The organism is Acinetobacter sp. P1(2025) (assembly GCF_051390655.1).
Lineage (GTDB): Bacteria > Pseudomonadota > Gammaproteobacteria > Pseudomonadales > Moraxellaceae > Acinetobacter > Acinetobacter junii.
Map to the genome: position 1 here is coordinate 49837 of NZ_JBPKBJ010000009.1, position 13326 is coordinate 63162.

Genomic DNA, 13326 nt, shown 5'->3' on the forward strand with positions numbered 1-13326 from the left:
TTGGCTTTTTATTTACGTCATTTGCGACATTCAAGATATTTTGGATCATCGATACATCGAAGTCGTTTAATTAATTCTACAAAAAAAGCATCGTAGTATCCTTGTTCAACATAACGATTACGGATTTTCGCAACCAATGCTTCATAACCTTGTTTCTCAAAGTCTGAAATATCCGCCCAGTAATAAGCAGGCAAGTGATTTTCCCATTGAATCGCCTGTGCGGCCAATACATTACTATTTTTGACAAACCATGTACGAACATGATGCCCAAAATTTGCAGGATATGATTTTGGTTTAATCACAATATTCATTGCAAAATAAGCAACTGGGAAATTCACAACCTGTGTTGCTTCACCAAACTCTTTTTTGAGATTGTAAGGCAAAATTCCATAAGCAGGCGCTGCTAGAATATCAATCTTATGTTGTTTAAATAAATCAATTGCATTTGAAAAATCAACATAAGTCGCTTTAGCAGCGACACTTTGAACTAAAGCTTGTTGTGGTGGGTTATCTTCTAGAATCCCTATGCGCTTGTTTTTGAGTTGGGATACTTTACTGATCTGTTGAGTATTCATGATCATATATGCCGTTCCGATCGGAATCATACCAACCACTTCATACTTCGAACTGATCATTCTTTTTTCAACATTCGAATTATTCATCAGTTGCAAAAACATTCGTGCAACACGATTATTCGAAATTAAGCCAATTCCACCAGTGCTTCCCATAAATGAGTTGTAGCGGTAGGTATTAAAGTTTGATGCGACTAAACCTGTACATTTATTTTGCTCAAAAGCCTGAATCGCATCTTTTTCAATTTTAAAATAACTGAATTTTAATTGAACTTGGCTTTGCATGGCATGCAAACGTATATCTTGCAGACGACGGCTGATATCGCCTTTGGAACTCAAAGGCTCAAACACACACCAAACCTGCTCACCAGCCCAGCTTGTTGTTCCCATAAATAACAGCAAAATTAAATAAATTATTTTTCTCATATACAACCTTCAACGCCTCACTGCAAACTACGTGCAAACTTAGGCAGTTCCTTAACGGAATGTGTTGGTAAGTATCTATCAAGATTCATACCAACTCTTCAATCATGATCGCAGTTTAATCTAATTATTTTTCATTACTATGTACGAACAGCGCGGCTTCATAGTCATTAAAGCAAATCAAATGGTCAAATTCAAAACCAGTTTTAGCGACTCGAGTCGCATAAATACGCTTTCCAGTGTGCTGTTCAGACTCCAATTTCAATGCTGTCAAACCTAATTTTCGCTGAAACCAAAGCAAAATTTCATGCATCGCTATAGGTCTATTATTACTGAGAATATAACTTGATTCAGGACTTTCCAAAGTCGCCAACAAAGCTAAAAATCGAGCTAAATCATTTATATGAATACGATTACTAAAGTGAATCGTCGGATAGCTCTGTGTACGCTGGGCAAGCTTTTTTAAACGCTCAACGGATACACCATAAATACCTGTTGGACGAACAATCACAGCCTGTTGTGGATAGTAGGATTGCCATAATAACTCCATTTTTCGTAATAGCTGTCCTTGTTCATCTATTGGACGTATATCAGACTCATCATCCACAAGCTCTCCTGAGTTTTCACCATAAACGCGTGTTGAAGAGACGATAATGATCCGTTTGACAGGATGATGTTGTAAAGCTTTAGCAATTGGTTCCACACTATCGACATAGATATGTTGATAAGCATCAATTCCACTTTCACTTGGTGAAAGAATCACATATACCACATCGATTGGTTCAAATTCACTTAAATCAAGATGATGGGCATCTTGAATATGGTGTGTTGCGTAATGATCTGTTTTTTCAGTACGGCTAATTGTGCTAATGTGGTGGCCTTGCTCAAATAAGTGTTTAGCGACACGCTGAGATGTTTTACCATAACCAATAAATAAAATATGCATACCGATCCTTGACCAAAAAATGACTTCAGTCCAGCAATTACAAGGCGTTGGTGCTGCCGCAGCAAGCCTACTAGAAAAGCTCCATATTTTTAGCACGGATGATCTACTGTTTCATCTTCCGCGTGACTATGAAGATCGTAGCACTATTATTCCAATGAATCAGCTGGTTGTTGGACGTAGTTATTTGCTTGAGGGGGAAGTTAAATCTATTGATTTCCCACAAGGAAAAAAGAAATCCTTTGCTGCTTTGCTACAAGACGATTTTGGCAAAGTCACCTTACGCTTTTATCATATTTATAAAGGTTTAACGGATCGTATAAAACCAGGTGCACGTTTAAGAATCTTTGGTGAAGTGCGTGTCGGTGCACGAGGCTTAGAGCTTTATCATCCTGAAATACAAGTCATTCAACGACATACCGCATTACCCAAAACTCAGTTAACAGCGATATATCCAAGCACTGAGGGTCTAACACAACCTAAGTTGCGTGAATATGTTCGCCAAGCACTGGAACATCATAGCGATGCTTTACCTGAATTACTGCCCGCCAAATACAGTAATGGCTACGAATTAAAAGAAGCTCTGCACTATATTCACGAACCACCGATTGATGCCAATATGGTACAACTCAATCAAGGCTCACATCCTGCACAGCAACGATTGATTTTTGAAGAACTGGTCGCGCATCAAATCAGCTTACTTACACGTCGTGCTTATATTCGACAAATAGCAGCACCTCGCTTTAGCAGCAGCAAAGTTTTAGCAAAGAGCCTTTTAGATGCCCTGCCTTTCCAGATGACCAACGCACAAAAAAGGGTTTCTAAAGAAATTCTACATGATCTGAAGCAAGAACAACCCATGCTGCGTTTAGTTCAAGGAGATGTGGGTGCAGGTAAGACATTGGTTGCAGCCGTTGCAGCATGCCATGCTTTAGAAGCTGAATGGCAAGTGGCGCTGATGGCACCCACCGAAATCTTGGCTGAACAACACTATTTAAATTTCAAACGTTGGTTTGAGCCTTTAGGCATAAAAGTGGCTTGGCTCTCAGGTAAACAAAAAGGTAAAGCACGAACTTTAGCAGAGCAGGAAATTAAAGAAGGTCACTCACAACTCGTTGTAGGAACGCATGCCCTATTCCAAGACAATGTAGAATTCTCGAAGTTAGGCTTAGTGATTATTGATGAACAACACCGCTTTGGGGTAGATCAAAGACTTGCATTACGTAATAAAGGCGTTGATCAATTTACACCACATCAATTAGTGATGACAGCGACCCCTATCCCACGCACACTCGCAATGAGTGCTTATGGTGATTTAGATACCTCAATCATTGACGAGCTACCACCTGGACGAACCCCGATTCAAACTGTCACGATTCCTCTTGATCGTCGAGAAGAGGTCTTACAACGTATCGCCAGTAACTGTCGTGAAGGTAAACAAGCCTACTGGGTTTGCACTTTAGTTGAACAATCTGAAACCTTGGATGCCCAAGCAGCAGAAGCAACTTTTCAAGAAATTAAAGAACGCTTCCCTGATCTAAATGTGGGATTAGTACACGGCAAAATGAAAGCTGATGAAAAGCAAGCTGTCATGCAAGCCTTTAAAGACAACCAGTCACAACTTTTGATTGCCACCACAGTGATTGAAGTGGGTGTCGATGTGCCCAATGCATCTATTATGGTGATTGAAAATGCGGAACGACTTGGACTTTCTCAATTACATCAGTTACGTGGTCGAGTTGGTCGCGGTGCAACAGCTAGTTTTTGTGCCCTACTCTACAAAACGCCACTATCACAAAATGGACAAGAACGTCTTTCCATCTTGCGTGAAAGCAACGATGGCTTTGTGATCGCTGAAAAAGATTTGGAAATACGTGGTCCAGGTGAATTACTAGGAACCAAGCAAACTGGAGATATGGGGTTTCGTGTCGCACGCTTAGAACGTGATGACCATTTGCTCACCCAAGCACATTTTGTTGCTGAACAATTACTAAAAGATTATCCACAACATGCTGAAGGACTATTAAAACGTTGGCTACCTGAAGCACCTCGATACGCTTATGTTTAAATTATTGAGTCGAGGAGCACAACAAGTTGCTGATTATTTAATAGCATGTCACTTATGCGATATTGGTGTCAGAGCACACCATGGTGTTTGTCAAAATTGCTGGCAACAATTGCCATGGTTAAAACATAAAATCGAACGACATCAGCAAGATATACTTATTGCCTGTCATTATGACTATCCCATCAACCAACTCATTCAACAATTTAAATACGAGCAACAGTTACATCATCTTCGATTACTTAGCGGACTATTACTCGAACTTAAACTGCCAAAAGTACATGCCATCGTACCAATGCCTATTTCAAATGATCGACTGATGGAAAGGGGTTTCAATCAATCACTTTTAATCGCTAAGGAACTGAGCAAAGTATTGAATATTCCAGTATGGCAGCCCGTGCAACGACTAGCTCAACATTCTCAAAAAGGTTTAAGCCGTTTAGAGCGACTGGAAAATATAGAAGATCAATTTGTCGCTAAAACACATCTTCAATTGATTTATAGAAAAGTGCTGATTATTGATGATGTCGTGACCACAGGCAGCTCTATCAATGCCCTCAGTCAAGTATTAAAACAGTTGGGGTGCCAACATATATACTCAGCCTGTTTAGCCGCTGGTGGTGTTAAACAGGCAAATCATGATGTTATTGCTTAAGACACCAAGGAATGACAACCTCGGTAGTTAATGGCGCAAGCAAAATAGGCTCTTCATGCAAATCAATCCATTTCATTTCCGCGATTTCAGCCGCAATTTCAGGTTGTTGATGGAGTTCGACAACAAACAGATGGCTAATTAATTGATGATCAGGTTCATTTGCTGTTGCTGTCTCATATCGCCCCAAATACTGCTTGATGTCACAAGTAGACCCAATCTCTTCTAAAATTTCGCGCTGAATTGCTATTTCAGGCGCTTCATTGGGTTCAAGCTTTCCGCCAACTTGCATAAACACACGCGTGTTCTTTTTTCTTACCAATAACAACTCATTTTTGTCATTCATGATAATGGCAGCAGCGACAGTGATTGTTTTCAAAGGTTATCCTCAAGCTTGAATTTCATTGCGAGACGTCCATTTCGGAACTGCGGGTTGATATTTCTGAAATGCCGCTAAAATATCATGAATATTATCAGACACAATCAAGGTATCTACAAATCGAGCTTGGCTAAAACCATGCTCAACTGAAGCTTGTAACATTTTAATCAGATCATCATAAAAGCCATTAATATTTAAAAATGCACAAGGCTTTTGGTGAATCCCTAATTGATTCCATGTCCACTGCTCGAAAATTTCTTCCAAAGTCCCTGCACCGCCAGGTAATGCAATAAAACCATCTGCCAATTCAGCCATCTTGGTTTTTCGTTCATGCATATCTTTCACAACATATAGTTCGCTAAGTTCAGCATGCGCAAGCTCACGATCAACCAAAGCTTCAGGAATAACACCAATCACTTTGCCACCTGCTTCAAGCGCACTATTGGCAACCACACCCATTAAGCCAGAACGACCACCACCATAAACAACGGTCAAACCTTGTTCAGCAATTATTTGACCTGTTGCTTGAGTGATTTGTTCATAAACCACATCATTACCGAGAGAAGAACCGCAAAAAACACATATAGAATTCATACAATTAAAACCGTTTTATATAACTGTCATGCTGATAAAGTAGGCTATGAAACAAGATTTTTGACAAAATAGCGTTTAGGCAAGTGTTTTTAGTTCAATCCTTGTCTAAAATACACGCTGACTTTCATAAACTGCGCGAGGAAAAAAGACATGCTTGAAGCCTTTTATGCCACAGAGCGCGGTAGTCTAGAAGATGCAACGATCAATGGGAGTTTTGATCTGCATCCTGAATTAGTTTGGATTGATTTAATCGCTCCATCACAAGAAGAACAACAATGGGTACTTGATGCTTATGAGCGCAACTTACCTACTCTCAAATCACTTGAAGACATTTCCTCATCCGCACGATTTTACCGTGATGATGATGGTATTTTGCATATCAGCACATATTTTTTAACAAAGAATAAAAATTATCAGGTAGATGGTGATACTGACGACTCATCACATATGCTTGCAATGGTACAAACCGTCGCATTTATTTTGCATAAAGACCGTTTATTTACCATGCGTGGTGAGAAGCTCGTCGCTTTCCGTGCATTCCGTGCCCGCGCGCGTCGCAATGACTATGATATGGACTATAAAGATCCGACGTGGATCTTATTGGGGTTACTAGAAGCAAAGCTTGATGAACTTGCGGATATCTTAGAAGATATCCACAAAGACTTAGAAAGATACTCCACAGAAGTACTCAATAATCATCATCGTGAAAAGATCTTAGATCTAGATGACATGATTACACGCCTAGCACAACAAGAAGATATGCTTGGAAAAGCACAATTATGTTTGATTGATTTGCGTCGAGTTCTTACCTTTTTATCTCGCCCGCGTGCATTAGGCAGTCATATCTATGATGCAGATATTCGAGAATTAAGCGAGGATGTACGCTCACTAGTCGAGCACGATGCTTTCTTATTCCAAAAAGTACGATTCTTACTCGATACCACTTCTGGGTTCATTAACACTGAACAGAATGACACGATTCGTCGATTCTCTATTTTACCAAGTATGCTTGCACCACCTATGCTGATTGCAAGTATTTATGGGATGAATACAGATGAATTACCATTTGCTCACGGAAGTTTAAGCTTTCTCGTCGTCGCTGGCATATTAATGGCTTTCTTAGTACTACCAATGGTCTACTTCAGATGGAAGAAATGGATATAAAATGAAAGGGTTATTCCTTTGTATAGGCATAACTCTTTCGATACCCACAACTTTTGCCTGCGCACCGCTTTCCCCAAATGATGTGTTTATTGCCCGCGTTAAGTCTGTTCAGAAGATCAATTCAATTAATCATACTAAATTCAAATTACAGCATCCTGACTTTGTATTTAAGAATTTGTTATCTAAAATCATTTCACCAAGACCTAAAGAATGGATGAGTGACTTTCCAGTTAAAACGATAAAAACGAATGACTTAATTATGGGCTTAGCATACCCATCAAATCATAATGCACCCCAGAAATATCAAATTGTCTCTTTAGTATTATTAGATTGCAAAGAAAATACCATATCGATTGATCTTCCTATTGCACCATTTACCGCATGGAATAGAAGAATTAAAGGCTGTAATAATGAATCATCTATCAGATTACTAGATGGTTTTTTAGAACATGACGAAAGCTTTTATTTAAAAAAACTACATCAAAAATATCCAACTTGCGAAGCTCTTTTTTCAGCTTATCCCAAATAATACCAATAAAAAAGAGAGCTAAAATAGCTCTCTTTTTGTAATCTACAAAATCAATTAAATTAACTTTAAGTCATCTTGTAGATGGCAAGCTTGGATGATCTTTAACATCTTTTCAGAAACATTTTTAAAATGTAATCCTTTACTCTCTGGAGTTTGACGTAACCATTGCACCAAAACAGCCAAAGATAAAGTATTACCATTTTCAAGCTGAGCAAGGTCAACAACTAAAGGAAAACTTTGATGTTGCTGAATATATGCTAAACCTGATTGATAAACTTGCTCTGCATTTTCAAAATCAATCGTCTTAGGAACGACGAGTTGTTGGTCGATATATTGAATCACCCGTCACCTACTTATTTTTTATTTACAGCTGCATCAGCATCTGGTTTAAAGGTCGCAATCGCTTTATCAATATTTCCACCATTACGCTGAACTGTAGCAGCAAACTGGTTACGGAATTGTAAGCCTAGATCAATACCAGAAACATTGATATTACGCACTTTCCATTGATCCCCTTTGTCCGTTAATTGGAATGACACAGGGATCTTCTCACCATTATGCATAAAGTCTAAAGTCACCACAGGATTTTTGCTGTTAGTCGACTTAAACGGACGCATTGTATAACTTTCATTAGTATATTTCGCGAAAGCACCGCCATAGTTTTCGATAATCACTTCACGGAAGTTTTTCTCAAACTGAGCACGTTGTGCAGCATTCGTGTATTGGTTATTTGCATAAGTACCCAATACGATACGAGTAAATGCTTGCGAATCTACATATGGATCAAGATTTTGACGGATAATCGTTCTGACCAAAGCTGGATTGTTTTGCAACTTCGGTTTATCAGCTTTCAAACGAGTAATTAAGCCATCTGCAACACGTTTTACGAAATCAGGTGGGGTCTCTTTTGGCGCTGCAAAAGCGGCACTCGCAAGCATTGTCGATAATACGCTTGCTGTCAGTGTCTGTTTCAATAATGTATTCACTTCAATCTCCTAACCTGAATTACTCAACAAACGAAGGTTCTGCATCATCCGTAGCAGGTTGAGAAGCTGAACTTTCTGTTGATGAGCTTGATGTGGATTTACCCGCACCACCAGTAATAAATTTACTGATTAAATCTTCTAAATCCATTGTGCCTTGAGTGTTTGAAACGACGTCACCACGTTTCAAGTAGTTGACTCCACCACCTGGTACGACTTTCAAATATTTTTCACCCAATAAGCCATTGGTTGCTACCATTATATAAGCATCTTCGTCCAGACTCGTGATGGAGGTCATGTTACCGATCAGTTGCTGTTCCATTTCTTTTTGTTTCGCAGCATCAGCTTGTTGATAATCGGAGCTATAGCGTAATTCCTCAAGTGCATTCTTCTGAACTTCTTTTAACTGCTCAGCATTAAAGCTCGTTAACTTACCATCCAATTCGAATTTCACAGTCGCTAAACGTGTGATTGGGTCTAATGTAATAGATTCAACACGACCAATCGTTACACCACTCATCGTAACTTTTGCACGTGGTTTTAAACCATTCACATTGTCAAACTGCGCTGTCATGCTGTAGCTATCACGTAAATTTGTGCCAACTAAACCACTGACTTTCATTGCAAGAAAAAATAGAGCGATACCGAAGATAATGACAAAAATACCTACGGCCAGCTCACTAGTACGTGATTTCATTAAATCCCTCCGAACATGACCGCAGTCAACACGAAATCAAAACCTAATACACAAAGTGAAGAATACACGACCGTTCTCGTCATCGACGTCGCAATACCTTCTGGAGTTGGATCGCAGGCATAACCTTGATATACCGCTACCCATGTACAAATCAATGCGAACACTACGCTTTTGATAATGCCATTAACAACATCATGTCCAAATTGCACACTACTTTGCATTCCACCCCAAAATGAACCTTCGTCCACTCCGAGGAAATCAACACCAACTAATTTTCCACCGACAATACCAATTGCAGCAAAAATGACAGTCAGCATCGGTAAACTTACAATACCTGCCCATAAACGTGGTGAAACGATTTGCTTTAACGGATCAACACCAATCATTTCCATACTGGCAAGCTGTTCGCTCTGTTTCATCGAACCGATTTCAGCAGTAAGCGCCGAACCAGCACGTCCTGCAAATAATAATGCAGCGACTACAGGTGCAAGCTCACGAAGTAATGTCAAAGACACCATCGTCCCTAACATTGCTTCACTACCGACATTCACCAAAATCGAATAGCCTTGTAAACCCAGTACCAAACCAATGAATAAACCAGAGACAGAGATAATCAATAATGACATCACTCCGACACGGTACATTTGGTAGATAAAACGCTGAAATCCGCCTTTGGATGGCATTGAAAATAAAATCTGAATCAACATTAGTGACGCTGCACCAATGCCTTTCACCCGCTCAATAACGAGTCTACCTAACCAGGCAATCGTATTCATGGACGAACCTCGTTATCTAAATAAGCTTGATGAGTAAATTGATATTCGACAGGTCCTTCAGCTGAGCCTGTTAAAAATTGGCGCACAAATGGTGAAGCATGATTTTCTAATTGTTCAGGTGTACCTTCACCCTGAATTTTACCTTCAGCAACAACATAAATATAATCAGCAATCGATAAGGTCTCTGCCACATCGTGCGATACGATAATCGTTGTTAAATCTAATGCTTCACGTAAAGAACGAATTAATCGAGTTAAAACACCTTTCACAATCGGGTCTTGCCCAGCAAAAGGTTCATCATACATAATCAATTCTGGATCAAGTGCAATCGCACGTGCTAATGCAACACGACGATTCATGCCTCCAGAAAGTTCTGATGGCATTAACTGTTCTGCACCGCGTAAACCAACAGATTCAAGTTTTAAGGCAACAAGTTCTGCAATGATATGTTCAGGTAGCTTCGTATGAGCTCGTATCGGAAATGCAACATTTTCGTATACCGACATATCAGTAAACAGCGCACCACTTTGAAATAGCATTCCCATGCGTGCACGAGCTGTAAACAGCTCAGAACGAGACATCGCAGCTATATTTTTACCATCAAGTAAAACCTCACCCCGATCAGGAGTTAATTGTCCACCAATGAGTCTTAATAGTGTTGTCTTGCCTGTACCTGATGGCCCCATGATTGCAGTAATCTGACCACGTCGAATTTTGAGACAAACATCATCATAAATGACACGTTCCCCTCGATTAAAGCTCAAGTGTTTAACTTCAATTAAGGCTTCAGTATCGCGAGGAGTTTTATTATTCATAAGGGCATTCATTCCTGCACTTTTTATGCACGCATACTATACACTGAAAGATTAAGCACTTGTTTTTATTTTGATAAGGGATGTATCAAGATTATTTAATTTATGTAGTTATTCTTAGACGCGGATTCACTTGCAACATGCATCGTATTATTGGCATTAAAACTGTCAGAATTGTTTTCATCAAATAATGCATATGCAAAGAATAATCCATTACATAACATGAGAATGACAAATAGACACGGCAGCCCTTCATTGCAAACAAAAGACCATGCTTGAGCAACAAAACTGTTATTTTGCTTAACCTTATTCATTTTTTATATAAAATTTGAACTAGAACACATTTTTTCCGATTCTACATGAATATCAAGCAATAAAAAAGCCAGTTTTTCAACTGGCTTCTTCATTTTATCGGTTTTTAACGATTAGAAATCGTTTTTACGACGACGGTCGCCACCGAAAGTTTCTTCACGTGTACCGCGTACTGGACGATCTTCACCAAATTTACGCTTAGGACGGTCTTCACCACCGAATGTACGTTTTGGACGATCTTCACCACCAAAGCTACGCTTTGGACGGTCACCGAAGCCACCTTCACGTTGAGGCGCTGGACGATCACCAAAATCACGTTTTGGACGATCACCGAAGCTTCCTTCACGACGTGGTTTATAATCTACGCGATTACCACGGTTGTCATCATTCGAGTCAAAACGTGGTTTATCATTGAAGCCACCTTCACGACGTGGGCGATCAGAATTGAACTCGCGACGTGGGCGATCTTCACCACCAAATGTACGTTTTGGACGATCATCAAAACCACCTTCGCGGCGTGGACGATCAGAATTGAATTCGCGACGTGGACGATCTTCACCACCAAATGATGGACGTTCACCACGTGGTTTATCATCAAAGTTACGACGTGGACGGTCTTCAAAACCACCTTCACGACGTGGACGATCAGAATTGAATTCGCGACGTGGACGATCTTCACCACCAAATGATGGACGTTCACCACGTGGTTTATCATCGAAGCTACGACGTGGACGATCATCACCGCCTTCACGACGTTTGAAATTGCTTTCGCCCTCAAAACGACGACCGCCACCAAAACCACCACGACCACGACCGCCGCCATCACGACCACCGCGACCACGACCGCCGCCATCACGACCTGAACGTGCAGGAGGTGGAGATGGCTCTAAACCTTCAATTTCAGACACATTTAAACGTGCATCTAAATAATCTTCTAAAGCACGGATTTTGCCACGCTCACGATAAGTCGCAAGTGTAATCGCTTGACCTGTACGACCCGCACGACCTGTACGACCAATACGGTGTACATAGTCTTCATTTTTCATCGGTAAACCGAAGTTAATTACGTGAGAAATGGTTGGTACGTCTAAACCACGTGCTGCAACATCAGTTGCAACTAAGATTTTTGCACGACCTTCACGAATACTACGTAAACGACGGTTACGAACTGTTTGTGGCATAGCACCATGCAACGCAACTACAGAGTGACCTGCTTCAGCTAACTCTTCAGCAAGCATGTCTGTATCTTCTTGCGTGCTTGCAAATACAACAGCTTGATCTACTGACTCGTCAGATAACCAGTGTGTAAGTAATTTTTTCTTATGCTCAAAACCATCAGTCCAATGTAATGTTTGAGTTACATCAGTATTAGTACTGTGGCCTGTTTCGATTGCGATACGTTGTGGATCATTCATCATACGTTCAGCAAGACGAATAATACGATCAGCAAAAGTAGCAGAGAACATTAATGTTTGATTACGGTTTGCAGCTAACTCACCGATTGCTTCTAGATCTTCAGAGAAACCTAGATCAAGCATACGGTCAGCTTCATCGACGATTAAAGATTCAACTTTATCAAGTTTCAATTGACGACGATTAACCAAGTCAAGTAAACGACCTGGAGTAGCAACAATAACTTGCGCGCCTTTAAGCTGTTGAATTTGCTTACCAAAAGGCATACCCCCCATAATTGCAGCAATACGAACACCTTTCATATGACGTACAAATGCAATCGCATCTTGGCTTACTTGTTGAGCCAATTCACGCGTTGGGCATAAAACTAAAATACTTGGTTGGGTAATCGCTTTCATGCGCTCTTTAAATGGCACGAAAGTTTCTTGACCAGTTAAAGCGTTTAATGTTGGGAGTAAAAATGCTGCTGTCTTACCAGAACCAGTCTGGCTAGAAACTAATAGATCTTTTCCTTCTAACGCAGCTGGAATCGCTTGTTCTTGCACAGGAGTTGGACTAGTAAAACCTAAACCTTCTAGGGCTTGTTGTAAGGTTTCGTGCAAAGAAAATTCGGCAAAAGTTTTGCTCATAGAGAGTTTCACCCTAATGGGTGCTCCATTTTAATAAATACAAAAAATAGACATCGGCAAAAAGCGGCAAAGCGACTCAAGCTGAAAATATATGAAATTCAGCGGCAATCCGGATAACGACGATGTGGACTAACGCACGCTTGATTACTGCCTCAACCTGAAGAATCGCTAAGCGATTTGGGCGCAAGATGTGGTCCTCTCTATGGACAGCGTGCGCATAATATGAATAGAACTGAATGTTCAGGTAATGAACTGGAATTTAAGTGCGTGGGCGGATTATAGCAGAATAATTTTAAAAGTCACCCTTTTTAATAGGTTTTTCTACTGGATCACCTTTATTATTTGTATCTGACCGATTAAAGAAGATGAAATTATAAAAATAA

The 13326-nt window shown here is 40.1% G+C and carries 14 protein-coding genes; 4 read left to right on the top strand and 10 right to left on the bottom strand.

The window, feature by feature from the left end:
* Positions 1 to 17: 17 nt before the first annotated feature.
* Positions 18 to 998 (bottom strand): putative solute-binding protein, encoded by a 981-nt coding sequence (locus ACSC97_RS04060; RefSeq protein WP_004951756.1) that lies wholly within the window; start codon positions 996 to 998, stop codon positions 18 to 20.
* Between the two features lie 124 nt (positions 999 to 1122).
* Positions 1123 to 1941 carry an NAD-dependent epimerase/dehydratase family protein gene (locus ACSC97_RS04065; RefSeq protein WP_436659429.1) on the bottom strand — a complete coding sequence of 273 codons (819 nt, stop codon included), beginning with the start codon at positions 1939 to 1941 and terminating at the stop codon, positions 1123 to 1125.
* A 19-nt stretch (positions 1942 to 1960) separates the two neighbouring features.
* On the opposite strand from ACSC97_RS04065, the gene recG reads away from it, so the two are divergent.
* The gene (gene recG / locus ACSC97_RS04070) at positions 1961 to 4006 is read left to right on the top strand and encodes an ATP-dependent DNA helicase RecG (protein ID WP_436659431.1); all 2046 of its coding nucleotides are present in this window, start codon (positions 1961 to 1963) and stop codon (positions 4004 to 4006) included.
* The gene (locus ACSC97_RS04075) at positions 3999 to 4658 is read left to right on the top strand and encodes a ComF family protein (protein WP_436659433.1); all 660 of its coding nucleotides are present in this window, start codon (positions 3999 to 4001) and stop codon (positions 4656 to 4658) included. The genes recG and ACSC97_RS04075 overlap by 8 nt, the downstream gene beginning before the upstream one ends.
* On the opposite strand, the gene ACSC97_RS04080 is transcribed toward ACSC97_RS04075, so the two are convergent.
* Both ACSC97_RS04080 and ACSC97_RS04085 read right to left on the bottom strand, forming a co-directional pair.
* Positions 4648 to 5034: an NUDIX hydrolase gene (locus tag ACSC97_RS04080; RefSeq protein ID WP_436659435.1), complete on the bottom strand. Its 387-nt coding sequence runs from the start codon at positions 5032 to 5034 to the stop codon at positions 4648 to 4650. The genes ACSC97_RS04075 and ACSC97_RS04080 overlap by 11 nt on opposite strands.
* A 9-nt stretch (positions 5035 to 5043) precedes the next feature.
* Positions 5044 to 5628, bottom strand: a complete 585-nt coding sequence (locus tag ACSC97_RS04085) for a TIGR00730 family Rossman fold protein (RefSeq protein ID WP_436659437.1) — start codon at positions 5626 to 5628, stop codon at positions 5044 to 5046.
* 150 nt (positions 5629 to 5778) lie between these two features.
* On the opposite strand from ACSC97_RS04085, the gene ACSC97_RS04090 reads away from it, so the two are divergent.
* On the top strand, positions 5779 to 6792 hold the full coding sequence (locus tag ACSC97_RS04090; RefSeq protein ID WP_004909415.1) for a magnesium and cobalt transport protein CorA: 1014 nt from the start codon (positions 5779 to 5781) through the stop codon (positions 6790 to 6792).
* A gap of 1 nt (position 6793) precedes the next feature.
* Complete coding sequence (locus tag ACSC97_RS04095; protein WP_199955549.1) at positions 6794 to 7321, top strand: hypothetical protein; 528 nt, start codon at positions 6794 to 6796, stop codon at positions 7319 to 7321.
* A 54-nt stretch (positions 7322 to 7375) separates the two neighbouring features.
* Here ACSC97_RS04095 and ACSC97_RS04100 read toward each other — a convergent pair whose 3' ends face one another.
* From ACSC97_RS04100 to ACSC97_RS04125, 6 genes are all read right to left on the bottom strand, one after another.
* On the bottom strand, positions 7376 to 7663 hold the full coding sequence (locus ACSC97_RS04100; protein ID WP_004964385.1) for an STAS domain-containing protein: 288 nt from the start codon (positions 7661 to 7663) through the stop codon (positions 7376 to 7378).
* Positions 7664 to 7674: 11 nt separating this feature from the next.
* On the bottom strand, positions 7675 to 8307 hold the full coding sequence (locus tag ACSC97_RS04105) for an MlaC/ttg2D family ABC transporter substrate-binding protein (RefSeq protein ID WP_004909421.1): 633 nt from the start codon (positions 8305 to 8307) through the stop codon (positions 7675 to 7677).
* A 19-nt stretch (positions 8308 to 8326) separates the two neighbouring features.
* Complete coding sequence (locus ACSC97_RS04110) at positions 8327 to 9001, bottom strand: outer membrane lipid asymmetry maintenance protein MlaD (protein WP_004909422.1); 675 nt, start codon at positions 8999 to 9001, stop codon at positions 8327 to 8329.
* Positions 9001 to 9777, bottom strand: a complete 777-nt coding sequence (gene mlaE / locus ACSC97_RS04115; protein WP_004909424.1) for a lipid asymmetry maintenance ABC transporter permease subunit MlaE — start codon at positions 9775 to 9777, stop codon at positions 9001 to 9003. The genes ACSC97_RS04110 and mlaE overlap by 1 nt, the downstream gene beginning before the upstream one ends.
* Entirely contained in the window at positions 9774 to 10592 is an 819-nt protein-coding gene (locus tag ACSC97_RS04120; RefSeq protein ID WP_039047481.1) for an ABC transporter ATP-binding protein, read from the bottom strand. The genes mlaE and ACSC97_RS04120 overlap by 4 nt, the downstream gene beginning before the upstream one ends.
* Before the next feature lie 422 nt (positions 10593 to 11014).
* The gene (locus ACSC97_RS04125) at positions 11015 to 12943 is read right to left on the bottom strand and encodes a DEAD/DEAH box helicase (RefSeq protein ID WP_151722952.1); all 1929 of its coding nucleotides are present in this window, start codon (positions 12941 to 12943) and stop codon (positions 11015 to 11017) included.
* Positions 12944 to 13326: the final 383 nt, after the last annotated feature.

Excerpts from the sequence above, each read along its gene's own strand:
- mlaE (WP_004909424.1), bottom strand. The coding sequence starts at position 9,777 with ATGAATACGATTGCCTGGTTAGGTAGACTCGTTATTGAGCGGGTGAAA.
- ACSC97_RS04125 (WP_151722952.1), bottom strand. The coding sequence starts at position 12,943 with ATGAGCAAAACTTTTGCCGAATTTTCTTTGCACGAAACCTTACAACAA.
- ACSC97_RS04085 (WP_436659437.1), bottom strand. The coding sequence starts at position 5,628 with ATGAATTCTATATGTGTTTTTTGCGGTTCTTCTCTCGGTAATGATGTG.
- ACSC97_RS04090 (WP_004909415.1), top strand. The coding sequence starts at position 5,779 with ATGCTTGAAGCCTTTTATGCCACAGAGCGCGGTAGTCTAGAAGATGCA.
- recG (WP_436659431.1), top strand. The coding sequence starts at position 1,961 with ATGACTTCAGTCCAGCAATTACAAGGCGTTGGTGCTGCCGCAGCAAGC.
- ACSC97_RS04075 (WP_436659433.1), top strand. The coding sequence starts at position 3,999 with ATGTTTAAATTATTGAGTCGAGGAGCACAACAAGTTGCTGATTATTTA.
- ACSC97_RS04060 (WP_004951756.1), bottom strand. The coding sequence starts at position 998 with ATGAGAAAAATAATTTATTTAATTTTGCTGTTATTTATGGGAACAACA.
- ACSC97_RS04120 (WP_039047481.1), bottom strand. The coding sequence starts at position 10,592 with ATGAATAATAAAACTCCTCGCGATACTGAAGCCTTAATTGAAGTTAAA.
- ACSC97_RS04110 (WP_004909422.1), bottom strand. The coding sequence starts at position 9,001 with ATGAAATCACGTACTAGTGAGCTGGCCGTAGGTATTTTTGTCATTATC.
- ACSC97_RS04065 (WP_436659429.1), bottom strand. The coding sequence starts at position 1,941 with ATGCATATTTTATTTATTGGTTATGGTAAAACATCTCAGCGTGTCGCT.
- ACSC97_RS04095 (WP_199955549.1), top strand. The coding sequence starts at position 6,794 with ATGAAAGGGTTATTCCTTTGTATAGGCATAACTCTTTCGATACCCACA.